Origin of the sequence: Agrobacterium sp. CNPSo 3708 (genome assembly GCF_028674915.1) — a bacterium.
GTDB lineage: Bacteria > Pseudomonadota > Alphaproteobacteria > Rhizobiales > Rhizobiaceae > Agrobacterium > Agrobacterium cavarae.
Map to the genome: position 1 here is coordinate 295,921 of NZ_JAQZSF010000006.1, position 22,127 is coordinate 318,047.

General features: G+C 58.2%; 24 protein-coding genes and 1 tRNA gene. 7 read left to right on the forward strand and 18 right to left on the reverse strand.

Features of this window, described 5'->3' with window-relative positions; translation table 11 throughout:
- Positions 1 to 19: 19 nt before the first annotated feature.
- Positions 20 to 1,972 (reverse strand): putative bifunctional diguanylate cyclase/phosphodiesterase, encoded by a 1,953-nt coding sequence (locus PVA19_RS15125; RefSeq protein ID WP_440598525.1) that lies wholly within the window; start codon positions 1,970 to 1,972, stop codon positions 20 to 22.
- Between the two features lie 503 nt (positions 1,973 to 2,475).
- Here PVA19_RS15125 and PVA19_RS15130 point away from each other — a divergent pair.
- From PVA19_RS15130 to PVA19_RS15160, 7 genes are all read left to right on the forward strand, one after another.
- Positions 2,476 to 3,270, forward strand: a complete 795-nt coding sequence (locus tag PVA19_RS15130; protein ID WP_062598840.1) for an outer membrane protein — start codon at positions 2,476 to 2,478, stop codon at positions 3,268 to 3,270.
- Between the two features lie 208 nt (positions 3,271 to 3,478).
- Entirely contained in the window at positions 3,479 to 4,657 is a 1,179-nt protein-coding gene (locus tag PVA19_RS15135; RefSeq protein ID WP_274103181.1) for a phosphoserine transaminase, read from the forward strand.
- A gap of 80 nt (positions 4,658 to 4,737) precedes the next feature.
- Positions 4,738 to 6,333: a phosphoglycerate dehydrogenase gene (serA, locus tag PVA19_RS15140; RefSeq protein ID WP_062598839.1), complete on the forward strand. Its 1,596-nt coding sequence runs from the start codon at positions 4,738 to 4,740 to the stop codon at positions 6,331 to 6,333.
- Between the two features lie 204 nt (positions 6,334 to 6,537).
- Complete coding sequence (locus tag PVA19_RS15145; RefSeq protein WP_274103182.1) at positions 6,538 to 7,614, forward strand: Tim44 domain-containing protein; 1,077 nt, start codon at positions 6,538 to 6,540, stop codon at positions 7,612 to 7,614.
- 367 nt (positions 7,615 to 7,981) lie between these two features.
- A complete protein-coding gene (locus PVA19_RS15150; RefSeq protein WP_274103183.1) occupies positions 7,982 to 9,169 on the forward strand; it encodes an OpgC family protein in 1,188 nt (395 codons plus the stop codon).
- A 190-nt stretch (positions 9,170 to 9,359) separates the two neighbouring features.
- Positions 9,360 to 10,556, forward strand: a complete 1,197-nt coding sequence (gene mnmA / locus PVA19_RS15155; RefSeq protein WP_113181031.1) for a tRNA 2-thiouridine(34) synthase MnmA — start codon at positions 9,360 to 9,362, stop codon at positions 10,554 to 10,556.
- A 134-nt stretch (positions 10,557 to 10,690) separates the two neighbouring features.
- Positions 10,691 to 10,767 (forward strand) — tRNA-Met (locus tag PVA19_RS15160).
- Here the strand turns inward: PVA19_RS15160 and PVA19_RS15165 are convergent.
- From PVA19_RS15165 to PVA19_RS15245, 17 genes are all read right to left on the reverse strand, one after another.
- Positions 10,724 to 12,343 (reverse strand): recombinase family protein, encoded by a 1,620-nt coding sequence (locus PVA19_RS15165; RefSeq protein ID WP_274103325.1) that lies wholly within the window; start codon positions 12,341 to 12,343, stop codon positions 10,724 to 10,726. The genes PVA19_RS15160 and PVA19_RS15165 overlap by 44 nt on opposite strands.
- Before the next feature lie 171 nt (positions 12,344 to 12,514).
- The gene (locus PVA19_RS15170) at positions 12,515 to 13,015 is read right to left on the reverse strand and encodes a hypothetical protein (RefSeq protein WP_274103184.1); all 501 of its coding nucleotides are present in this window, start codon (positions 13,013 to 13,015) and stop codon (positions 12,515 to 12,517) included.
- A gap of 2 nt (positions 13,016 to 13,017) precedes the next feature.
- On the reverse strand, positions 13,018 to 13,563 hold the full coding sequence (locus tag PVA19_RS15175; protein ID WP_274103185.1) for a 3'-5' exonuclease: 546 nt from the start codon (positions 13,561 to 13,563) through the stop codon (positions 13,018 to 13,020).
- Positions 13,560 to 14,117: a hypothetical protein gene (locus PVA19_RS15180; RefSeq protein ID WP_274103186.1), complete on the reverse strand. Its 558-nt coding sequence runs from the start codon at positions 14,115 to 14,117 to the stop codon at positions 13,560 to 13,562. The genes PVA19_RS15175 and PVA19_RS15180 overlap by 4 nt, the downstream gene beginning before the upstream one ends.
- Before the next feature lie 12 nt (positions 14,118 to 14,129).
- The gene (gene dnaN, locus PVA19_RS15185; protein WP_274103188.1) at positions 14,130 to 15,242 is read right to left on the reverse strand and encodes a DNA polymerase III subunit beta; all 1,113 of its coding nucleotides are present in this window, start codon (positions 15,240 to 15,242) and stop codon (positions 14,130 to 14,132) included.
- A gap of 73 nt (positions 15,243 to 15,315) precedes the next feature.
- A complete protein-coding gene (locus PVA19_RS15190) occupies positions 15,316 to 16,245 on the reverse strand; it encodes a DUF2303 family protein (RefSeq protein ID WP_274103189.1) in 930 nt (309 codons plus the stop codon).
- Between the two features lie 12 nt (positions 16,246 to 16,257).
- A complete protein-coding gene (locus PVA19_RS15195; RefSeq protein ID WP_274103190.1) occupies positions 16,258 to 16,611 on the reverse strand; it encodes a hypothetical protein in 354 nt (117 codons plus the stop codon).
- Between the two features lie 12 nt (positions 16,612 to 16,623).
- Positions 16,624 to 17,112 carry a single-stranded DNA-binding protein gene (gene ssb / locus PVA19_RS15200; protein ID WP_274103191.1) on the reverse strand — a complete coding sequence of 163 codons (489 nt, stop codon included), beginning with the start codon at positions 17,110 to 17,112 and terminating at the stop codon, positions 16,624 to 16,626.
- Positions 17,082 to 18,272 (reverse strand): phage Gp37/Gp68 family protein, encoded by a 1,191-nt coding sequence (locus PVA19_RS15205; protein WP_274103193.1) that lies wholly within the window; start codon positions 18,270 to 18,272, stop codon positions 17,082 to 17,084. Before PVA19_RS15205 ends, ssb begins: the two co-directional genes overlap by 31 nt.
- Positions 18,265 to 18,957, reverse strand: a complete 693-nt coding sequence (gene thyX, locus PVA19_RS15210) for an FAD-dependent thymidylate synthase (RefSeq protein ID WP_274103195.1) — start codon at positions 18,955 to 18,957, stop codon at positions 18,265 to 18,267. The genes PVA19_RS15205 and thyX overlap by 8 nt, the downstream gene beginning before the upstream one ends.
- Positions 18,954 to 19,184 (reverse strand): DUF3310 domain-containing protein, encoded by a 231-nt coding sequence (locus PVA19_RS15215; RefSeq protein WP_274103196.1) that lies wholly within the window; start codon positions 19,182 to 19,184, stop codon positions 18,954 to 18,956. Before PVA19_RS15215 ends, thyX begins: the two co-directional genes overlap by 4 nt.
- Positions 19,177 to 19,344: a hypothetical protein gene (locus PVA19_RS15220; protein ID WP_274103197.1), complete on the reverse strand. Its 168-nt coding sequence runs from the start codon at positions 19,342 to 19,344 to the stop codon at positions 19,177 to 19,179. The genes PVA19_RS15215 and PVA19_RS15220 overlap by 8 nt, the downstream gene beginning before the upstream one ends.
- A complete protein-coding gene (locus PVA19_RS15225; protein WP_274103199.1) occupies positions 19,337 to 19,534 on the reverse strand; it encodes a ClpX C4-type zinc finger protein in 198 nt (65 codons plus the stop codon). Before PVA19_RS15225 ends, PVA19_RS15220 begins: the two co-directional genes overlap by 8 nt.
- Positions 19,531 to 20,232 (reverse strand): hypothetical protein, encoded by a 702-nt coding sequence (locus tag PVA19_RS15230; RefSeq protein ID WP_274103201.1) that lies wholly within the window; start codon positions 20,230 to 20,232, stop codon positions 19,531 to 19,533. Before PVA19_RS15230 ends, PVA19_RS15225 begins: the two co-directional genes overlap by 4 nt.
- Before the next feature lie 252 nt (positions 20,233 to 20,484).
- Complete coding sequence (locus PVA19_RS15235; protein WP_274103203.1) at positions 20,485 to 20,673, reverse strand: hypothetical protein; 189 nt, start codon at positions 20,671 to 20,673, stop codon at positions 20,485 to 20,487.
- A gap of 271 nt (positions 20,674 to 20,944) precedes the next feature.
- Positions 20,945 to 21,376 carry a hypothetical protein gene (locus PVA19_RS15240; protein WP_274103204.1) on the reverse strand — a complete coding sequence of 144 codons (432 nt, stop codon included), beginning with the start codon at positions 21,374 to 21,376 and terminating at the stop codon, positions 20,945 to 20,947.
- A gap of 3 nt (positions 21,377 to 21,379) precedes the next feature.
- Complete coding sequence (locus PVA19_RS15245) at positions 21,380 to 22,096, reverse strand: S24 family peptidase (protein ID WP_274103205.1); 717 nt, start codon at positions 22,094 to 22,096, stop codon at positions 21,380 to 21,382.
- Positions 22,097 to 22,127: the final 31 nt, after the last annotated feature.

Sequence of the window (22,127 nt, forward strand, 5' to 3'; positions counted from 1 at the left end):
CCGCTTGCCTATGACCGCGTCACGCCCACTGCGGAAGGCTGTCCTCAACACACCCGTTGAGAAACGCATGCACATCATCCGCCTGGATCGGCCGGGAAAAGACATAGCCCTGCACTAGCGTCCCGCCGAGCGCCTTGACGACGGCGAGTTCGGCTTGAGTTTCGACGCCCTCCACAATCGTGTCTAGGCCCATTTCACGGCTGAGCGTCAGCAGCGAGCGGACGATGTTGTAGCTGGCGTCGCTGTCTTGGATGTCTCTGACGAAGCTGCGGTCGATCTTGAGCTTGGTCAGCGGTAGAGAGTGAAGCGAGGTCAGGCTCGAATAGCCGGTGCCGAAATCGTCGAGCGAAATGCCGCAGCCGATCTTTCGCAGCATCTCGACGGATTTGCGTGCCTGCCGGGTGTCATGAATGATCGCGGTTTCGGTGATCTCGAGATCCAGCCGCTGCGGGTCGAAGCCGCTATTGGCGATGATGGCGATGATGCCAAGCGTGGCTTCGGCGCTGTTGATGTCCTGGGCAGAGAGATTGAAGGACAATCGAATGTCCTGCGGCCACGTCTTCGCGGTGGCCAATGCCTTCTTCAACAGCGGTTTCGTCAGCATGTTGATGATGCCGGCGCGCTCTGCGATCGGAATGAATTGTGCCGGTGGGACAGTACCAAGAAGCTTGCTGTTCCAGCGTGCGAGCGCTTCGAAACCGACTGTCTTGCCGGAGTTGACGTCGAGGATCGGTTGATAGACCACCGACAACTCGTTTGCGAGATCGGCTTGCCGCAGCGTCTGCTCCACGCGCGCATCGCGGTGGATTTCGACGATATGCTTGGTGGTGAACAGGGTGCTGTTGCCGCGATGTTCGCGCTTGCTCTGGTAGAGCGCATAGTCGGCCCGGTCGAACAGTTCCTCGGGCGTGGACGCCACATCCGGATAGATGGCGATGCCGATCGAAGCGGAAATCATGATCGTCGCATCCGGCGTTTCAAAGGGGATGCGGAGTTTGGAGCCCATCAGGTTTCCCGCGGCAAGAACGGTATTCTCGTTCACCTGACCGGAGATGATGAAAGCAAACTCATCGCCACCCAAGCGCGACAGGAACATGCTTTCGGCGTTGCAGACGTCTTGCAGCCTCTCACCGACCTCTTTCAAAAGCCGGTCGCCAGCGGAGTGCCCGTAAAGGTCGTTGACGGGTTTGAAGCCGTCTAGATCGATCACGCCGACGGCGAGGCGATGATTTTCCGCCTGGGCGAGGGTGAAGGACGTGTCGAGATGATGAAAGAAGGCGCGGCGGTTCGGGAGTTCGGTCAAGCTATCGATATTGGCGAGCTTGAGGTTCTCGTTGCTCAGGGCTTCGGTCTTCTGCTGCGCCAGCACCATTTGCTCGAAATTGTCGTAGTTGATCTTCAGCACGACCAGCATGCCGAAACAGACGAGCAGAATGTTGATGGCTGTGGCAATGAGCGTCAGGTGCCCGGTGGATGCGAAGAAAACGACGAAGGTGCCGTTGACGATCGCCGTGACCATGAGGGCGGCGGAGCGCACATGCATCATGCAGAAGATGCAGGAAATGACGGTGATCGCCATATAGAAGGCGACATGTGATTTCTGGAAGGCGTCCCCATAGGGATAGAGAAGACAGGACCATGTGGTAAAGGACGCGGCAATTACCGCCCCAAGGATGTTGATCCGCCTCATGCTGGATGCGACAGCCGCAATGGGCGGAGTATCACCTCTAGACCGTAGCCAAAAGAGGATGCGCGCCCCGCACATCACGGTGAAGAGGCATGGGACGCCAAGCGACAGCAGCCTCGGCGCGGTGTGCAGATAGGTTAAGGCCAGCGCCCACGTGCTCGAGAGTAGAATGAAGTACATCATCGGCATCTGCTGGCTGAAGGCCACATATTGCGCTCTCAACAACACCGGATTGTCCCGAGGTGTGGGAGAGAAGTCGAAGATGCTTTTCAGATTGGTTTTCAACGAAGGCCACTCTCGAACAGTTGTTGTGTCGTCTTCTCAACGGGTTTGTCGTGATGCAGTTGCTAGCGAACGCTGTGAGTGGCTTCGTCGTGGTCGCTTGTGGGGACGATGACGGGCAAAGTCGAAACGTTCTGCGTTTGAACCATCTGGAAGGGTCTAGGTTTCCAGCTGTTCACACACGTTTCGTTTTATACTGTGTGCCGGTTAATACTGTTGTCTATCAAAAGGGAATAATTCTACAGAAACGTACCGGTTCGGCGCAGCGGCGTAGACTTGCTGACGTGCAGCTTTTGGATGTGCTGGAGCGCATTCCTGCGTGTGAATGCGCACTTTGAGGTGTAGACGTTGCTTCATTTAACCGGGTGTTGACTGTATTTATTAGCAAAACGACCTGTACTGGCCGTGATATTAATCGTCACTTAACCAATTTCCTTCATGTTTCATAAGTGAAGAATTCACTGGTGTACGCGCCGTTCGCGTATGCCGCTTATGGAGCCACCCACATGAAGAAGAGCCTGATCGGTGTCGTTGCCGCTCTGATGGCAGGTCAGCACGCACTCGCTGCGGATGTCTATCAGTCAGCCCCACCAGCCTATATTGAGCCCGCACCGGAAATTCAGGTGAAGGAAGCAAGCGGCTGGTATCTGCGTGGCGATGTCGGCTATTCCTTCAACAAGTTCCGTGGCGGCAGCTTCAACCGGGCAGTGTCGGCATCTGCGATGGAAGATGTGAGCTTTACCAGCACGTCCCAGAAGGACAGTGTCCTCTTCGGCGCAGGCGTGGGCTACCAGATCAACAATTATCTGCGCACCGACCTGACCCTCGATTATCTGTCGAAGTCGAAATTCCGGGGCTCCGCTCCAAGCCTCGAGTCGCACACCTCGCTTCAGGCCTTTGGCCTGATGGCGAACGCCTATGTCGATCTCGGCACCTATGGCCGCGTCACCCCCTATCTCGGTGCAGGTATCGGTGGTGCGCATGTGAAGTGGGATACGTTCAAGACCGATTCGGGTTGCTGCGAATTCGATGGCAAGGGCAGTTGGCGCTTCGCTTACGCTTTGATGGCCGGTGCCTCGGTTGATGTCACCTGCGACTTCAAGGCCGATATCGGCTATCGCTTCCGCCAGATCGGCCAGGGCGAAATGTTCGGTCTCAATGGCGCTGCCGGTCCTGGTCGCGACAAGGGTCTGACGTCGCATGAAATCCGTCTCGGCGGCCGCTATGTCTTCAATGGCTGCGATACCGCACAGTACATGCCACCGGCCGATATTCCGGTTCAGCCTGCCGTTTACAAGTAAACGTCACAGACCGACTATAGACTTCGACCGCTCGTATCTCATCGATACGGGTGGTTTTTGTTTGGGCGGTTGCCGGCATCTGACGCAGATCGGACAAAATTATCGAAGCTTGCGACATATTCCGCTTGACGGGAACGGGCGAGAGGAATAGCAACGGTGTCAGGACACTCCACCCTAACGTGGAGCGCCTATCTGGAAGGATAGTCAAATGACAGATATAGTGAAGCCGGACGTGCGTCCGGGCAATACGCATTTTTCTTCAGGTCCCTGCTCGAAGCGCCCCGGTTGGTCGCTTGATGCTCTCACCGATGCACCGCTTGGTCGTTCGCATCGTGCCAAGGTTGGCAAAGCCAAGCTGAAGCAGGCCATCGATCTTACCCGCGAAATTCTGAATGTTCCCGCCGATTATCGTATCGGTATCGTTCCCGCATCCGACACCGGCGCCGTTGAAATGGCCTTGTGGTCGCTGCTTGGCGAACGCGGCGTGGACATGGTTGCCTGGGAAAGCTTCGGTGCCGGCTGGGTGACCGATGTCGTCAAGCAGCTGAAGCTCAAGGATGTTCGCAAGTTCGAGGCCGATTACGGCCTGCTTCCGAACCTCGCAGAGGTCGATTTCGACCGCGACGTGGTCTTTACCTGGAACGGCACCACCTCCGGTGTTCGCGTTCCCAACGCCGATTTCATTCCCGCCGATCGCAAGGGCCTTACCATTTGTGACGCAACCTCTGCCGCATTCGCGCAGGATCTCGATTTCGCCAAGCTCGATGTTACGACCTTCTCCTGGCAGAAGGTTCTGGGCGGTGAAGGTGGCCATGGCGTCATCATTCTTTCGCCACGCGCCGTCGAGCGTCTGACGACCTATGTTCCCGCCTGGCCACTGCCGAAGATTTTCCGCATGACGTCCGGCGGCAAGCTGATCGAAGGCATCTTCACAGGTGAGACGATCAACACGCCCTCGATGCTCTGCGTTGAAGACTATATCGATGCGCTTCTCTGGGCGAAGAACCTGGGTGGCCTCAAGGCGCTGATCGCCCGTGCCGATGCCAATGCCAAGGTCATCTTCGACTTCGTCGCCGAGAACAACTGGATCGCCAATCTGGCGGTTGCCGATGAGACGCGCTCCAACACCTCCGTCTGCCTCAAGATCGTCTGCAAGGATGTTGCAGCCCTTGATGCTGGCGCCCAGGCCGATTTCGCCAAGGGCATGGTTGCCCTTCTCGAAAAGGAAAACGTCGCGCTCGACATCGGCGCCTATCGCGACGCGCCGTCCGGCCTTCGTATCTGGGCTGGCGCGACTATCGAAACGGCCGACATGAAGGCCGTGATGCCCTGGTTGAAGTGGGCTTTCGAAACGCAGAAGGCAACGCTTGCCAAGGCTGCGGCCTGATCCATTCCGGCCCTGCGCATTGCAGGGCCGCACACACTTTTCGCTTTCACGCATAAACCGCTTTTCAAGGAGCCCACACCATGGCACCTCGCGTACTCGTATCTGACGAACTGTCGGAAACCGCCGTTCAAATCTTCCGCGACCGTGGCGTCGAGGTCGATTTCCAGCCGAAGCTTGGCAAGGACAAGGACAAGCTCGCCGAAATCATCGGCAATTATGATGGTCTTGCCATCCGCTCTGCCACCAAGGCGACGGAAAAGCTGATCGAATCGGCCAAGAACCTCAAGGTCATCGGCCGCGCCGGCATCGGCGTCGACAACGTCGATATCCCGGCTGCATCGCGCCGCGGCATCATCGTCATGAACACGCCCTTCGGCAACTCCATCACCACGGCAGAACATGCCATCGCGCTGATGTTTGCCGTTGCCCGCCAGCTTCCGGCAGCGGATACCTCCACCCAGGCCGGCAAGTGGGAAAAGTCGAAATTCATGGGTGTCGAAATTACCGGCAAGACGCTCGGCGTCATCGGTGCGGGCAATATCGGCTCCATCGTCTGCTCGCGTGCGCTTGGTCTGAAGATGAACGTGCTGGCCTACGACCCCTTCCTGTCGCCGGAACGGGCACAGGAAATGGGTGTGACCAAGGTCGAGCTCGATGAGCTTCTGGCCCAGGCCGACTTCATCACGCTGCACGTGCCGATGACCGACAAGACGCGCGGCATTCTGGGCGCGCAGAACCTGGCCAAGACCAAGAAGGGTGTTCGCATCATCAACTGCGCCCGTGGTGGTCTGGTGGATGAGGCAGCGCTTGCCGACGCCATCAAGTCCGGCCATGTGGCTGGCGCTGGTTTCGACGTTTTCGAAGTCGAGCCTGCAACCGAAAGCCCGCTTTTCGGCCTGCCGAACGTGGTCTGCACGCCGCATCTTGGCGCATCCACCACGGAAGCACAGGAAAATGTCGCGCTCCAGGTTGCCGAGCAGATGTCGGATTACCTCGTCAAGGGTGCGGTTTCCAACGCCATCAACATGCCTTCGATCACCGCTGACGAAGCGCCGCGTTTGAAGCCCTTCATCAAGCTTGCCGACGTCCTCGGCTCTTTCGTGGGTCAGGTGCAGGAAAGCGCCACCAAGGAAATCGAAATCCTGTATGATGGTGCAACCGCCAACATGAACACCAAGGCGCTGACAAGCGCGCTTCTGGCCGGTCTCATCCGTCCGCAGGTGGCAGACGTCAACATGGTTTCCGCGCCAATCATGATTAAGGAAAAGGGCATCATCCTGTCCGAGGTCAAGCGCGACAAGACCGGTGTCTATGACGGCTTCATCAAGCTCACCGTCAAGACCGAAAACCAGGTTCGCTCTGTTGCTGGCACGGTGTTTTCGGATGGCAAGGCCCGCTTCATCCAGATCAAGAACATCAACATGGATGCCGATGTCGGTCAGCACATGATCTACATCACCAACACCGACGTGCCCGGCATGATCGGCTTCATGGGCACCACGCTCGGTGAGGCAGGCGTCAACATTGCAAACTTCCAGCTTGGCCGCGAAGCCAATGGTGGCGATGCGATTGCGCTGCTCTATGTCGACGGCCCCGTCTCGGAGGAGGTGCTGGACAAGCTGCGCGCCAACCCGGCCATCCGTCAGGTCAAGCCGCTGACCTTCAACATCGACTGATCGGCGACGGCCTTCTTGACCGTTTTAGCCCGGTGCGGATCCTATCCGCACCGGGTTTTTTATTGCGCGATGACGCGTGAATCTACCGAGGGTTGCGTATCACGAAATATTTATGGTTCTCACCCTCAAAACAAAGACCGATAGTTGCTATATGCCTTTTGTTCTTTGTCGCTCAATGGGAGGGCGACCCAACAGGAGATGACGATGTTTGCTGCCATTCGGCGCTTTAAAGGTTTGTTCGCAGTTGCCGCTCTGGGGATTGCGGTTTCGTTCGTGGCTGTCGATATGGCAGAAGCGCGCCGCGCCAGCGGCGGTTTCGGCAGCCGCGGCACGCGGACCTTTTCGGCACCGCCCGCAACCAATACCGCACCGGGCCAGGCCGCGCCGATGAACCGCAGCATGACGCCGAACACCAACCAGGCGACGCAGCCAAATGCAGCGCAGCCGGCACGTCCAGGCGCGCAGGCACCGCAGCAGAACCGCGGCATGTTTGGTGGCATGATGGGCGGTCTCATGGGTGGCCTGTTGATGGGCGGCCTGTTCGGCATGCTCATGGGCGGCGGCTTCGGCGGTATGGCTGGCTTCTTCGGAATGCTGCTGCAGGGACTGCTGATCGGCGGCCTCATCATGCTCGCCATGCGTTTCTTCGCCTCGCGCCGCAAGGCCGCTGAGCCCGCTTATGGCGGTGCAGCCGGCTCGAACAATGCGCGCAGCGACTATTCCGCCAATCAGCCCCACGGCCAGGGTGGTTTCAAGATCCCGCAGATGGGCTCGCGTGCTGGTGCTTTTGGTGGCGCTGCTGCCGCAACGGCGGCTGCCGAACCCGTGGTTGCCAAACCCGTACCGCATGAAAACGCCATGTCCGAAGGCGACGAAATCGGCGTGACGCATGGTGACCTCGAAACCTTCCAGCACATGCTGCAGCAGGTTCAGTCCGCTTATGCTGCGGAAGATTACGGCACGCTACGCAAGCTGACGACGCCGGAGGCGATGTCTTATCTTGCCGAAGAGCTCAGCGACCATGCGACGAGCGGCGTGAAGAACGATGTGCGCGATGTAACGCTGTTGCAGGGTGACGTTGCCGAAGCCTGGCACGAAGAGGGCCAGGATTACGCGACCGTTGCGATGCGCTATTCGGCGATCGACATCATGCGCGACCGCGCCACCGGCAAGGTCATCGAAGGCAATGAGCACGAGCCGGAAGAATCGGTCGAGATGTGGACCTTCGTTCGCAAGGGCGGATCCGACTGGCAGGTGGCCGCAATCCAGGCCGCCGCGTAAAGCGCATCGATTTCTTCCAATGATTTATGGCGTCGGGGTCAGACCCCGGCGCCTTTTTCTTTTTTGTCGCTTTGCACTGGTGAGCAGGCGGTTCAGGCAACCGGCGCAAAATGGGGGAGGGACGGTGCCGCAACCTTGTCCACGTATTGCCTTTTTTCGTTCATCCCGCATTCAGTCGCGGGCTTTTAACCAGACAGGCACACGTCAATGTGAACCGCTAGCGTTTTAGCAAATGCGCGCATAGGCGGAACTCCCGCCTTTTATTCGCGTTGACAATCCGAACTTCGGGCCGACCTTCGGACAACACCCGAGCAGAGGAACACGGCGACCAGCCACAGCGCGGTCCGCGAAATGGAGAGCTTTAACGATGAAACGCTTCGACCTGATCGACGGGATGCGCGGCTATTTCCTCGTCTTTATGCTGATCAACCATCTGGTCTTCGCAGGCGGTTTCTGGCTGGTGGAAATCAACCATCGCCAGTTTGCCTTCGTTGAGGACGCACAGGGCTTTGTGTTCCTGTCCGGCCTTCTGATCGGCATGGTGTATGCCCGCAAGATGGTGAAATACGGCTACGAGGCCGGGCGCGATATGATCTGGAACCGCGCGCTCGAACTGTACAAATATGCAATGGGACTGGTGATCGCCGTCCTCTTTGCGCGCATGGTCATCCCGCACGCCCCTTATATCTGGTACAACTGGCTCGGCATGACGTCGTTTGACGATCCGTTGCGTCTGGCGGCCATTGCCAGCTTCCTGTTCCAGCCGACCTTCATGGACATCCTGCCGCAATATATCGTCTACATGATCTTTGCGCCCTTCCTGGTGAAGCTCTGCATCGACGGCAAGTGGGCCTATGTGATGGCCGGTTCCTTGCTGGTGTGGATGGCGGGACAGCTTGGCCTGCAGCAGCTCTTCACCGCGCCGATGAACGAGATCGTCAAGGGCGTCGACGAGCAGGGCATTCGTGTCAGCTTCAACCTGTTTGGCTGGCAGCTGGTGTTCTACACGGCATTGGTACTCGGCGCGATGACGGCGCAGAACCGTATTCCGTGGATGAAGATCTTCTCGCCGGAGCGTAGCTGGATTGCCAAGGCCTCGCTGATCGTCTGCGTGTTCTTCGTGCCGCTGCGTATCGCCACCGCCTGGAACCTGATGCCGGAATTCGTGCTCGGCAAATTCTCGACCATGGAAATCCGCGCCGACTTCGGTCCGGTTTACCTGATCAACTTCCTTGCCGTCGGTGTTGGCCTCACCTGGCTCATCATTGCCGGTCCGAAGCATCACAACCCGATCGTGCAGAAGATCGCCGCTGGCGTCATCTGGGTGCTGTCCCTGAAGTTTCTGCAGCTTCTTGGCCGCCACTCGCTGCAGGTCTATGTGTGGCACGTCGCCATCGTCTACGGCATCTACTATCTGGATGGCCGCACGGCAGAGCTGACGCAGATCCAGAAGACCGCGATTGCCGTCGTCGGCATTGCGTTGCTGGCCATCCCCGCGCTCTGGCGCGAACGCGACAAGTGGATCGGCAACAGCCAGAAGACGGCTGGCGCCTGATCCGGCAACACAGCGACAAATCCTCTACGGGGTGGCACGTGCCGCCCCGTACTTGCGTTTAAGGGCTTTTCTTTCTATATGCAGCGCTTGAAAATCCAAGCTTCCATGCCTCTCTTGAGACTGAGCCTTGTGGATTTGACGACAGGCGGCGGGGCCTTTACCCCCGTTATGACTGACGATTGGAAAAACCTTGAATACGCTCGACTTTGACAAGAAGCCGGAAGATACCCGGATTGTCGTTGCCATGTCCGGTGGCGTCGATTCCTCCGTGGTGGCTGGCATTCTCAAGCGTGAGGGCTATGACGTCCTCGGCATCACACTGCAGCTTTACGACCATGGCGCCGCCGTTCATCGCGCCGGCTCCTGTTGTGCTGGCCAGGATATCGACGATGCACGCCGCGTGTGCGAAACGCTCGGCATTCCCCATTATGTGCTGGATTACGAGGCGCGTTTTCGCGAAACGGTGATCAACCCCTTCGCCGAAGCCTATGCCATGGGCGAAACGCCTGTGCCGTGCGTCGCCTGCAATCAGACGGTCAAGTTCGCCGATCTGCTGGCTACTGCGCAGGAACTGGGTGCCGACGCGCTCGCAACCGGCCACTATATCCGTTCGCGCCGTAACCCGGTTGCGGGCAATCCCAACCGCCGCGCGCTCTATCGCCCGATCGATAGCGACCGCGACCAGAGCTGGTTCCTGTTTGCAACGACACAGGAGCAGATCGATTATCTGCGCTTTCCCCTAGGCGGCCTGTCCAAGGCGGAGACGCGTGCGCTGGCGGAAGAGATGGGCCTGGTGGTGGCCAAGAAGGCTGACAGCCAGGACATCTGTTTCGTGCCGCAGGGCAAGTATACCGACATCATCAACAAGCTGAAGCCGAATGCTGCCCTTGTGGGTGATATCGTCCATCTGGATGGCCGCGTGCTCGGCCGCCACGACGGCATCGTGCATTACACGATCGGCCAGCGCCGCGGCATTGGCGTCGCGACCGGCGAGCCGCTCTATGTCGTCCATCTCGACGCCCGCGGACGCCGCGTCATCGTCGGCCCACGCGAGGCGCTGGAGACACACCGCGTCTATCTGCGCGACATGAACTGGCTCGGTGACGCAGCACTTGAAGACGACGCGGCAGGCGGCTTTGCCTGTTTCGCCAAGGTGCGCTCCACCCGCCCGCCGGCGGAAGCCGTTCTCCATAGCGACGAGAAAGGCATCTATGTCGATCTCGCCGTCGGTGAGGCCGGGATCGCACCCGGCCAGGCCTGTGTCCTCTACTCCGCGCCGGGCGCGGACGCGCGCGTCTATGGCGGCGGTTTCATCGAGCGCTCGGAACGCTCGGCGGAGGCGGAGGCATCGCTCAAAGCGCTGCTCGCCAACCAGGTCGCAGCCTGAAATCGGCACTCCGGCCAAGTCTGTCGAAAGACTGACTTTTTGCGCATCTTGCGCTTGACACTTTAGGGAGCGGCACCTTATAAGCCGCTCATCCTGATGAGACGGGCCGCACATCGCAGCTTTGTTTCCCTCGTGGCGGGGTAGCTCAGGTGGTTAGAGCAGCGGAATCATAATCCGCGTGTCGGGGGTTCAAGTCCCTCTCCCGCTACCATCCGTCCCCCCAGACTTTCGACGGGATGGCCCATTAGGGCCGACAATCTTCCAATAACTTCGACCTCAACGCCTCCATCATCTCTGTCATGAATGACGACATGATCGACGAGCTGTCGGAAGTCGTTGAATGTTTCCGCATCCTTCTGGGGATCCAGTTCATTCAGTCGCTCGGCCAATTTGTCGACGGTGGCGCGATATTGCGCGGGTGCGTTAGGGTGCAACTCGATCACGGGTGCGGCTGCAGTCGCGGCCAACTCTGCCCTTAGTTCGTCGCGCTCTTTCTCCAAAGGCTTGTATTGCGCTTCGACAGCATCGATGGGCAGAATGCCGCGGGACATGGCTTGAATAAGCCGTTCCAGCTGACCGTCTATTTCTCGAAGCTTTTTCTCCAAGCCGGATCTCTCGCGTGTGCGCTTCGAATAGTCCTCCCGGCGCTCTTCGCGATAAACGCGGACGTACTCCTCCAAGAGGTAAGGGTGCATTAGCTGCGTCTGGAGACCTGATGTTACGGCTCTCTCAATCTTATCGAGCCTATACTTGCGCGTATTGTTGCACATGCCGCTCTGTTTCGAGCGGCTGCATCTGATCCGCATCGAACCGCTCGATTTATCGGTATCGTGCGCTGACAGTCCGCCACCGCAATGTGCGCAGCGCATGATCCCGGAGAGGATTCTCTTTGGCCGTCGCACATCCTGTCCGCCTCTCGCCTTCTTCGCTCGGCCTTCGACGATCGCGCGCGCCTGGTCGAAGGTAGCTTCGTCGACGATGGAAAGGTGAGGGGCGGCGCTTTCTTTGATCTCTGATGCATTGTTCACCCGGCTGACCCGCTTGCCCGTGTCAGGATCTCGGATAAACCTGGTCCGGTTCCAAACGATCTTCCCCGCATAGATAGGGTTTCGGATCATCCCGTATCCGCGCTGAGACGAGCCGATAAGCGTGCTTGGGCTCCAGTAGACGCCGCGAGGTGGCGCAACGCCCTCTTGATTTAGCTGATGAGCGATCTCGCGCGGCAGTGCGCCGCCAATCACTTCAGCAAAGATACGGCGAACGATCTCGGCCTCTGGTTCGAAGATCTCCAAGATGCCCGGACGGCCGAGCACCGGCCGATATCCATAGGCCTTTCCCCCAGCATGCCTTCCCTCCCGAACGACGCCGGACATGCCTCGGCGAATCTTGTTCTTCAGGTCGGCGAGAAACAGTGTCGACACCAGTCCTCTGATGCCCACCTGTATAGCATCAGCTGCGCCGTCATGAACTGCAATGATCTGAATGCCAGCAAAGGTCAGGCGCTTATGAAGGCCGGCAAGATCTTCCTGGTCGCGCGAGAGACGGTCCAGCGCCTCTACGATAACAATTTCAAACTTGCCTGCTCGCGCGTCGTCCATGAGACCGAGTAATCCGTCTCGTCCGAAGATGGAGGCGCCCGACCGCGCTTTGTCGAAGTATTTTTGCGTGACGGTGTAACCGTTGCGGCTGGCGAATTCACGGCAGAGTTCGATCTGATCATCGACTGATCGGTCGTTTTGGAGGTCGGTTGAAAAGCGGGCGTAGATCGCTGCGCGTTTTCCTGGCATGTCTCTTCCTTAACTTCGGTACCGGCCGCCGCTCGGTCGCGACGCGCGTCAGCTTTCGCCAAAGCTCTGACAAATGCAAGAAGGTGAGGATCGACGCGGGTCATCTCGGCCTCCTTTCATTTTGAGGCGATGGTTTCAATGCGAAGGGGTTTGTTCGTGGGTCCTGCAGCCTCAGAGCAAATCTAGCTGTGTATTCGCGGTAGCGGTGTCGCCTTCGTGCGTGGCGCCAGCGCCCATCCATTTTGCTGGCTCGGAGGCGCCGTCTCCTGATCTCTTCCATTTGAAGAAACCAAGCGCGCCACTTGAGGGAGCGAATTCGACCGCTCTCGATTCCTTCAGGATCAAACCCTTGGGGCCGAAGAACCATGGGCTGTCCAGTTCGGTGACGATATCCACGATGTTCGTCACCCCGACGATCCCGCCGCGCTGCAGGTCTTTAGCTGCCGGGCAGGTGACGCCGATCGATGTCATGAACTCCGCAGCTTCCTCGTATTCGCCACGCGTCATGCCTTGCGATGCGTGGATGCAGCAAAGGCCGCGAAATTTGAGGCCGGGATTGCCCTTTCGCCAGCTCCGGTTTTCGACAGGTTTGCCGGCGTGGATGATGGCCCATGCCCATGGCTGACGAACGGAGAGCGCTACTAGAGGAAGAGCGTTATAGGAACCTACCATGGTCAGTTCTCCTGCTCTTGAGCGACGTTCTTGCCGAGCGCTCGATAGGCATCGATGACAGCACTCGCCTGCGCGATCGCATCGTCCAGCGCGTTGTGCGCTATGCCTAGATTTTCTGGTTTGACGCCGGCGAGGTCGAAGATGGTGCGGGTATCGCGTGCCCTTGGAAAAGGAAACGGGAAAGGCAGATCGACAAGCCGATAGGCCGCTTCTAGCAATACTAGATCAAAAGACGGGCTATGCGCCCAGATCCGTAAAGGCGAAACGCCTTCCGCAAGATGCGAAAGCTCTGCCAGGGCCAGATCAATCGACTTGTCGCCCTTGGTGAAAGTCGTTTCGCGGGCCTCATCTGACTGCTTCATCCACCATTTCACCGTGGAAACATCCATGGTGAGGCCGGCTCTCTCTGCACTGTCGAGGTTCACGTTCGCATAAAACAGTCTGCCAATCGCGCCTGTCTCGGCGTTAAACTCCACAGCGCCGATGCTGGCGATGATGCTGCCTGGTCTGATGCCAAGTGTTTCGAGGTCGATCATGAGGTCATTCATGGTGCGTCTCCTCCTGTGTTGGCGAGGGCAGTGCGGGCGTTATGCTTCTGAAGCTGGCTTTCGAGTTCACGGCGTTTGCGCTCATGCGCAAGCTCGTCGGCGCGCTCGTAAAACCATTCTCCGGGTGAACCGCTGCCTTCGCCAAATCCGGCTTTGCATACCTTATCGACCGCTTCGATCTCGTCGGCCAAATGCTGGTCTGTCAGTGAGCGCGCGGATACCTTATTGCGCAACCGCTTCACCGAGGCCTCTGCTGCCTCAGCGCGGCGACGCTCAACTTCGCGTTCTCTTCGAACCGTTTCAGCATCAGCCGCATGATTGCTGGCGTCGATCTTGAGAGCCGCGTTCTCGCGCTGTAATTGGTCGATCTCGGAGAATGCAGCTGCCATCAATTCCTGCACGACGAATGTCTGCCCAGGAACGCGGACGCCCAGCATCTCACCCACACCGCGGCGAACTACCGTGACGAAGTAGGCACCGGCGGTACGCACCAGATATTTCGCGAACCGCGTTTCGGCCTCGGTCCCAGGCCATTTTTTATCTGCATGGCTCATCATTGTTCCTCCTCACACTCGCATCGGCATAAGCACGATGAGGTTTTCGACATGATCGCCATCGGCGCGCAGGATCGCCGGAGAGTTTGGCTCGTCCAGCGCCATCCGGATTTCGTCTTCGGCGAGATGATTGATAGCGTCGAGAACGTACTTGGCGTTGAAGCCGGTCTCGAAGTCTGCCTGGCCTTCGAAGGCAAGCTGCTCCTCGGCCGCGCCGGCGTCGGGATTGTTGACCGTGAGCGTCAGGCCGCTTTCCTCAAAGCGAAAACGCATGGCCCGGCCGCGCTCGGTGGAGATCAGCTGCACACGCTCGACCGCTGCTGCCAGCTGCTTGCCGTTGATCGTGACTTCGGTGCTGTTGCTCTGGGGGATGACGCGCTGATAATCCGGGAACTGACCGTCGATCAGTTTTGACAGGATCTTCGTGGAGGGGAGGGAAAAGACAATCTTGTTTTCGTTCCACTCGATCAAGATGTCACCGTCCTTCGGCAAGACCTTGGTGAGTGCAGCAATGGTCTTGCGCGGTATGATGACGCCACCCGCTACCAGATGCGCGTTCTCGATCGGGACTAAGCGTTTCGCCAGGCGGTGGCCGTCGGTCGCGACGAACATCATGCCGGTCTCAGTCGCATGCATGAATATGCCATTGAGATAGTAGCGCGTCTCTTCCGTAGAGATGGCGAAGCTGACAGCACCAATTGCCGCGAGCAGTTGCTTCGAGGAGATCGTAATGCGGTTGGAGAGCGTGCCGAGATTCATCGTCGCAAGATCGGCCACAGGCGGGCTCTGAAGGGTGAACTTCGAGCGGCCGCATTTGATGTAGATGGTGCCTGGCGTGTCGCTGTCGTCGCCAGCATGAAACTGGATGTCGCCGCTCTCCGGCAGTTTCGAGATGATATCTCTTAGGAGATTGGCGGGAACCGTGAAGGGCTTGAAAGATGTGTCGAGCGCTCCTGCAAATTCGATCTCGGCTTCGATGTCCAGATCGGTCATGCGGGCGCGAAGTCCTCCGTTCGTGCGCTCGATCGCGAGGTTCGACAGGATCGGGATAGTGTTGCGCCGTTCGACGATACTCCCGACAAGGCCAAGGGCTGGAGCCAGTTCGGATTTTTTGGTGATCAGCATGAAGGTGTCTCCTGCGCATGGGCAGTTGCCGGGAGAGTGGAGCCGCCGAAGCGGCTGCACTTTATGGCTTGTTTCAGGTCGGGTTTTCAGGGGTGCCTTCGTAGTGAGGCAGCATCGTATTGCCAGCGGCGCGCGTCAGATCCCGGCGGACTTGCTCGGTGACGTAGAAGTCTGGACGATAGAGCTGGTAAAACCACTCCAGCCCGCCAGGCGTCTTGCGGTAGCGAAGGCGAACAGGAATGCGCGCCGTTTCACCGTTGAAGAATGGCGCGACGGACAGAATGAACATGCCCGGCACGTCTAGCCTGTTGCCGTTCTTGTCCAGCGTCTGATGCTCTTCCTCAAAAACGATATGTGCCGTTCCATTCTGGAGCGATAAAACGTTTTTAACGCGGGTGTCGGCGTTGACCTGAAGGCCGCGCGAAAGCTCTACCATCTGCGATGGGAAGGCGATCTTGAACGAGAACTTGTTCTGGAAATCCAGTTCCTCGGCTTCGTCTGGGGTCGCCAGATCAGCAATGTGATCCTCAATGAAGGCCGCGAACTCCTCCTGGCTCAATCTTTTTCCGTTTAGATTTGTCCAGGCCTGCCACTCCTCAGACAGCGGAAATTCATAATTGATCCGATGTTTGAGGTTGTCAGCATCGACGCTGTTGATCTTGTGGTAATCGACGACGGTGGTCAGTGACGGCTTCTGCCAGTCGGTATTGGCGAAGATGACCGTGTCTTCCGTCTTGTGGCGATCAGTCAGTTCGATGAAGCTTTCCAGAGTGAAGGCCTTGGCGGTACCGGACTTGCGCTGTGGCGCGGTGCGATAGCTTTCGACAAGATCCTTGACGCTGCGAACGGTTCCGCTTTCCCGGTCAAGGAAGGCAGGAACCTCTTGCGGCAGCCCGTAGATCGGTGAAGGCAGCTTGATCGTGACGAGTTCGGAGCCTGCCTTGTCGGCGAGAGCCTTCCAATTTTCGAATTCTCTATCGGTTTCTGATGTATCATTTTTCACGTTGGTGGCTCCTTAGTTGGAAGGTTGGCGCTGGCGATCGATTTCGCGCGGGCCGGGAAACATGTCGTGCTGCTGGGGGTGCTCGGTGGACAGGCGCCCGCCTTCGATGACCCAATAGACCGAGGACTTGCGCGGAAGCTTTGGCAGCGTCGGCGGAGGAATTTCCGCGTTGATCTCGACCATGGCGTTCTTGACGGCTAGGTTGAGTTTGAGAGTGACCGACCCTTTGTAGGTGACATTCGGGCGGTCGTTGGAAAGCTCGAGCAGCTTATCCAGAACCTCCGTCAGCTTTCCGGAGAATTCAGCGTTCAGATCGCCGCTTTCCAGCATGCCGAGGAGGGATTGCGCATCGCGTATGATTTGCATGGTCTTCTCCGGTTAAAAGGGGATGTCATCTAGGTCGGGCTCGGAGCCACCGCGCGTTGTGCCGCCGGCCTGATAGGATCTGTTGGATGCCTGGCTGTTGGAGCGGCCGTAATCGTCTGGGCTCGAAGCTGGCGGCGGGCGGTTGCCGCCCTGGCTGTCGAGCATGGTGAGGATACCGCCGAAAGCAGCGAGGACGACTTCTGTCGTGTAGCGGTCCTGCCCCTGCTGGTCCTGCCACTTGCGCGTCTGCAGGCTGCCTTCGACGTAGATCTTGGCGCCCTTCTTCAGATACTGTTCGCAGACCTTGGCGAGGGCTTCATTGAATACGACGATGCTGTGCCACTCGGTCTTTTCCTTGCGCTCGCCGGTGTTCTTGTCACGCCAGCTTTCGGATGTGGCCAGGCGCATGCTGGCGATGGCTTTTCCGTCCTGCGATCGGCGGATCTCGGGATCGTTGCCGAGGTGTCCGATTAGAATGACTTTGTTGACGGAACCAGCCATCTGACAGCCCTTTCAATTTTGGGGAATGCGTCATGGGTGACGCCGTCGAGGGTCCTGCCAGCTTTGGCCTTGCCGATACGCTGCATGACGTGGAAGCGTTCGCCGTGAAAACCTGACCCACCGGCCAGATTGAGCCAGCTGATGTCTTGACGCCGGTCGTTCAAACGGTTTGCATAATCTGCGCGCCAATCCGGATCGGCGTTGTCCCGATCCATAATGCTTGACCAGTTTCCCCATTGCTTGAAGAAGAACGGGACGTCCGCTTCTTTGCACTGGTCGCGCAACGAACGTGTCCAGTCGGGGTGCATAGGCCGCGCGCCGGTACCGCTTTCGCCACCGACAACAACCCAATCGAGGCCTGATCGACCCTTCGCGATTGCCTCGTCAGGCTGCCGTCCTCTTTGGCAATTATGGAGCGCAGGGCGTCCATTCTTGCACCATCCGCAATCGCCCCAGCACTCGGGAGAGAGCGCGTCCTCGCCGCACCATGCGATGTTTAGATCTATATGCCCGAGCATCGGCTCGACGCTGACCCAGCGAACGGCAGCAGACGTCGCCAAGAGGTCAGCCAATCTTTCATCAGCTCTCTTTTGGTCCTCTGCCGATACACCTTTCCAAACGTTCTTAAGAGGCCATTGGCCGAGGTACACTCGACGGCCTGGCGGGGCCACAGCTTCATGCGAGGGATCGGCTATCAAGGTCACGTTGACGCGATGCTCCACCGCGATGTCACAAACCAGGTGATAGACGCGCCTGATGGTGTCTGGACTGTTGACGTATGCGCGCATTCGGTCCGCCCGCTTCGTCAGAACTTGGAACGTGTGGTGAGGGGCCAGCGCCATGACGGCGAAAACCCGGTCGATCCATTCGTCCGGCACTCCCTCGGCAAAGAGATCACCGTGGGCGCAGACGAAGATCATGCGTGGGCGCTTCCACTGCAACGGCTGCAGAGCGAACTCCTCATTGAAGCGCAGCTGCCCGTTCCAGACGGGTCCGGCCTTCGTCTGGTTCGTGAGGCCCTTACGGCTCGGCATGTTGCGCAGGCGGGTGCCGGCGAGCTTCATGGCGTAGCAATTGGTGCAGCCGGGCGAGACGACGGAACAACCGGTTACCGGGTTCCACGTCGCGTCGGTCCACTCGATCGGGGTTTTGTCAGCCATCAGCGTGGCCTTCTTTCCATGCCGCGATGCAGACGGGCGCAACGGTCTCAGCAAGGGCCAGAAGAGCTTCGGCGTAAACACGGATCTCGTATTGCGCATGAGGGTCGCAACGGAGGTCGAGAAAACCGAGTAAGTTCCGAAGATCGACCTTCGCAAACATGTGGCTATATGTCGAAACCGGGAGAACGGAGCGAGCAAGCTCACGGGGCCAGCCATTGCCGAGGAGGTGCCGATAAAGATCAAACGCTTTCTCGCATTGCTCGCGCAGCATTTGAGCTTCTATCTCGCGGCTTCCAATCGTCTCAGCATCGGCGGTTCGGCCTTGCTTGTTCGAAGAAGATTGAACGCCAATGCTTTCTGGCTCGGGAATGTAGAATTCCTCCGGTAATTCGCGGTACCGGGCGGAAAGTTCGTTAAAGGCCCAGGTGCGGTGGCGATGCCATTGACGAAAAACGAAGATGGGCGCCTTGACCTCGAACTGAAACTCGACAGCTTCGAAAGGTGATGTGTGCCGGTCTTTCCAAAGGCGCTTAATAAGACGCTCATCCGAGCCGGCGTCACTCCCGGCTCGCCATGCCGCATCATAACTGACGCGCGCAGCGCGAACGACCGAGAGATCGCTGCCCATGCTATCGACAAGTCTTACGAGGCCATGATCCAATACATTGATAACGTCGTTTTTCATGCGGGAACCCTTTTGAGGAAGTCCGCCAGGTAGGCGGCGTACCAAGCCGACTTTTCGTAATCCTGCGCACCGTTCTTTTTCGCTGCGCGAGCCTGGTATTTGACGATGTTGAACTTGAGCGCGCCGATGAATTCCTCGCGGGAGAGCCACGCTTCGAGGACCTTGATAACCTCGTAAGGATTATCGCTGCCGCCGTAGTGAGCAGGGTGATTAACGCTCTCAGCCATTGGCGCCACCGCGAACAAGCTTGATTTTGTTGATGATGGTATCGCGCTGCTCGCATTGCTGTTTTGCGAGCTTTCGTGCGTCCTGCGCATCGTTAGCGTTCACGTCATGATGAGAGCCATCTTCAAAATGCACGCGAAAGAGTGAGGTCTTTTCAGCCATTGGGGATCGCGTCCTTCAGTTTCGAGGTGGCGCGGAAGTGACGAATGTTGATCGAGACGGCGTCGACGACGCAAAGTTCGCAGATGAAAGCCTTGTTCTCGGGTGCCGCCATCATCAGTCGGCAGTCAGTCGCAGTGGCACTGCAGAACGTGCAGACCGGATCAGGCGCGGCGGGCGTTTCGATGCTCATCGCTGTGCCTTCCGATGCATGAGGTGATTGTTTTTGGCAGCGTGGCGCTGCTTGATACCGATCAGGTTGTCGAAGCACTCGAGGAATCTCTCCTCGGCTTTCGCCGCGCCCCAAGGGATGATCGCACCCCGTGTTAGCGGTTCCGGATGCTTGGCGAGTGGGTAGACCTGGCGGGCGGCTGAGCCGAAAAGGGCTTCCGCTTCCGCCGCCATCATGCGGATATCCATGCGCGCCACGACATGCAGCTGACGCTTCGTCCAGGCGTTGGGTGCAGGCAGACCGGCCGCGCCGTAAATGGCGGTGTCCCAGCCAGCCTTTGCCTTCGCCACAACCTGGCGATAGGCCGCAGCAGAGTTGGGAGAGAACTCGTCGAGCATCGCGGCCAGAAGATCCTGCTTCGGGCGGCTGTCGTCACCGAGCTTGTACTCATGGCCATCGTGCAGAAGAAATAGTGCTGCCAGCAACTCATCGCGCTCTTCGCGGAGGATCGCCTCTGCACCCATGACACTGTGCTGCGCGACACTATAGGCGGTACCGGCATGGGTGCCGGTGAAACGAGCAATCTTCGCCAGACCGAAGGCGACTTCATCGAAATCGACTTCGCAGGGTTCGGGACGAGATAGATCGACGAGAGATCCGTCCGGGCGAAAGGACGTGACAGATGTGGAACACAGGCGTTCGGCGCTGATCGTTGTCATCGGCAAGCCACCTGTGTTGCCGGTGCGCGATCTTCCTGCACATAAAGTGCAGCGCTGTAGCACAGACCGGCAAATGACATTACGGCCAGTATGCAGGCCAGTGCGAAGATACCTCGCATCGGAGGTGTCGGATGTGTGGCCCGCGAAGCGTCGGGGCGCTGCGGTATCATGGGTGTGATGGTGAACAAGGTGAGGTCTCCGTCCGTTTGGGAAACCGCCCCTCTCAGAGGCGGAAACCAAAACCGGGCGTGATCAGGCCGAAATCTGCGAAGGGTTTTTGCGCAGCATCTTCGCTGCCAGTGGTGAGCAGCGTTGAATTTCGTCGTCGCTGTAACCTTCGGCGCGCAGGTCCTTGTCAGTCTGGCTGCCGCGCTCGCGTGCAAGGTCCGCCATCTGGCGGGCGATACGGGTGTCTTCTGTCGAGGGTGCAGTCGTCGTCATGGCTTTCTCCATCCGTGAGAGGTCAGGCCGGACGATAGTTGGGGGATCAAGGCTACCGTCCGGCCACCAGGTGAGTGTATGCGGCCACTCATCTGATGCGGACATTAATGCGGACAAATGACCGCCATGTCAACGCAGGTGCGGACAAATGACCGCATATTAGCCGCAAGGCATTGATGCCGTTGCCTGAAAACTTGCAAATACGGCGAATCACTCACCGCTTTTGCGGCGCGGTGAGATCTGAAGATTTCAGCGTTTCAAGTGGGGGGCGTTAGTTTCTCAGCAGTGCTTCGAGGGGCAGCGGCTTGCGATAAACCCGCTTATAAAGCTTTTCGGCCTGGCTTAATGCGGCCTTTCGATCGGTATTGGAGAGCGATCCACAGTCCGCGTCATAGCTCCAGCGATCCGCCTCGGTCTTATGATTTGGTGCGCCTTGGATGATCATGCGCCAGGTGCAGGCGTTGATCTGGTTGACAGGGACTGCTCCGTCACATCCCTTGGCAAGGCAGAAGGCAACATTGCGCTGAGCGGCGTAATCGCCAGCATTGGCGTTTTTGAAGTCTTTGGCAAACTGGGTCTTCTGTGTTTCGCAAAGCTCTGTATTGGCTGCGGACTGGCAACTGTTCTGCCGTGACGTCTCTGCTTTGGCAAAAGATCCAAGCGGGAGGAGAAGGATGCAGACCGCGACTGCCAGTGGCTTCATTGCTTACACTCCAAACAGCTCATTCATCGTTAGCACCTTGTGCATGAACATAACCGTGGATCTGGCGATCGCTATTTCAGCGCTCGGATTGTGCTTGCGAATATAGAGGTTTTCGGCGGTTTTCTTGATGTAAATGCCTAGCGTGGCCTCGATCGAAGAGTCGCCGCTGATCTGACATTGGATGACGACAGGATCGCCAACCTTTGCCGGCTTGTGTGGGTGGACGAAGATCAGGTCCGCTGGATAGAACTGCGGCACCATCGATTCGCCTTCGACGTAGAGCGAGTAAATGTCTTTCGCGCCCATGAGTGCCGGTGGTCTGCGAACATAGTCAACCGGATCCGACGTCATCTGGAACGCGCCCCGGAGGTGCGAGCCGGCGGCCGTTCCCATGACAGGAATGTCGTTCGGCATGTCTGCCCTGTTTGGGACCTTGACGCTACCGGTGCCATCCGTCTGGCGAGCAGGAAGACTGGCGTTGGAGGGTGTGTTGACAGAAAGCTTCTCAAGCGGAATTCCCAAGCCTATGGAGATTTTCCGCATCGTGTCGACCTTGGGCACGGTGTCCCGCTCGAAAAGCTTACGAAAATAGCTCCGTTCGAGGCCGCTCCTTCTAGAGGCTTCTTCAGGGCTTATATCAAGCTCTTCAATGGCTTGCTTTATTAGATTGATCACTTTTTTCTCCATGCGCGGATTATCAGCCGCGATGCGGACAAACAAAAGCGGTCTTTTCTGCTTGACATATGCGGAC

Coding starts and splice junctions, on each gene's coding strand:
- PVA19_RS15130 (WP_062598840.1), top strand. CDS start 2,476: ATGAAGAAGAGCCTGATCGGTGTCGTTGCCGCTCTGATGGCAGGTCAG.
- PVA19_RS15135 (WP_274103181.1), top strand. CDS start 3,479: ATGACAGATATAGTGAAGCCGGACGTGCGTCCGGGCAATACGCATTTT.
- serA (WP_062598839.1), top strand. CDS start 4,738: ATGGCACCTCGCGTACTCGTATCTGACGAACTGTCGGAAACCGCCGTT.
- PVA19_RS15145 (WP_274103182.1), top strand. CDS start 6,538: ATGTTTGCTGCCATTCGGCGCTTTAAAGGTTTGTTCGCAGTTGCCGCT.
- PVA19_RS15150 (WP_274103183.1), top strand. CDS start 7,982: ATGAAACGCTTCGACCTGATCGACGGGATGCGCGGCTATTTCCTCGTC.
- PVA19_RS15165 (WP_274103325.1), bottom strand. CDS start 12,343: ATGCCAGGAAAACGCGCAGCGATCTACGCCCGCTTTTCAACCGACCTC.
- PVA19_RS15170 (WP_274103184.1), bottom strand. CDS start 13,015: ATGGTAGGTTCCTATAACGCTCTTCCTCTAGTAGCGCTCTCCGTTCGT.
- PVA19_RS15175 (WP_274103185.1), bottom strand. CDS start 13,563: ATGAATGACCTCATGATCGACCTCGAAACACTTGGCATCAGACCAGGC.
- PVA19_RS15180 (WP_274103186.1), bottom strand. CDS start 14,117: ATGAGCCATGCAGATAAAAAATGGCCTGGGACCGAGGCCGAAACGCGG.
- dnaN (WP_274103188.1), bottom strand. CDS start 15,242: ATGCTGATCACCAAAAAATCCGAACTGGCTCCAGCCCTTGGCCTTGTC.
- PVA19_RS15195 (WP_274103190.1), bottom strand. CDS start 16,611: ATGCAAATCATACGCGATGCGCAATCCCTCCTCGGCATGCTGGAAAGC.
- ssb (WP_274103191.1), bottom strand. CDS start 17,112: ATGGCTGGTTCCGTCAACAAAGTCATTCTAATCGGACACCTCGGCAAC.
- PVA19_RS15205 (WP_274103193.1), bottom strand. CDS start 18,272: ATGGCTGACAAAACCCCGATCGAGTGGACCGACGCGACGTGGAACCCG.
- thyX (WP_274103195.1), bottom strand. CDS start 18,957: ATGAAAAACGACGTTATCAATGTATTGGATCATGGCCTCGTAAGACTT.
- PVA19_RS15215 (WP_274103196.1), bottom strand. CDS start 19,184: ATGGCTGAGAGCGTTAATCACCCTGCTCACTACGGCGGCAGCGATAAT.
- PVA19_RS15220 (WP_274103197.1), bottom strand. CDS start 19,344: ATGGCTGAAAAGACCTCACTCTTTCGCGTGCATTTTGAAGATGGCTCT.
- PVA19_RS15225 (WP_274103199.1), bottom strand. CDS start 19,534: ATGAGCATCGAAACGCCCGCCGCGCCTGATCCGGTCTGCACGTTCTGC.
- PVA19_RS15230 (WP_274103201.1), bottom strand. CDS start 20,232: ATGACAACGATCAGCGCCGAACGCCTGTGTTCCACATCTGTCACGTCC.
- PVA19_RS15235 (WP_274103203.1), bottom strand. CDS start 20,673: ATGACGACGACTGCACCCTCGACAGAAGACACCCGTATCGCCCGCCAG.
- PVA19_RS15240 (WP_274103204.1), bottom strand. CDS start 21,376: ATGAAGCCACTGGCAGTCGCGGTCTGCATCCTTCTCCTCCCGCTTGGA.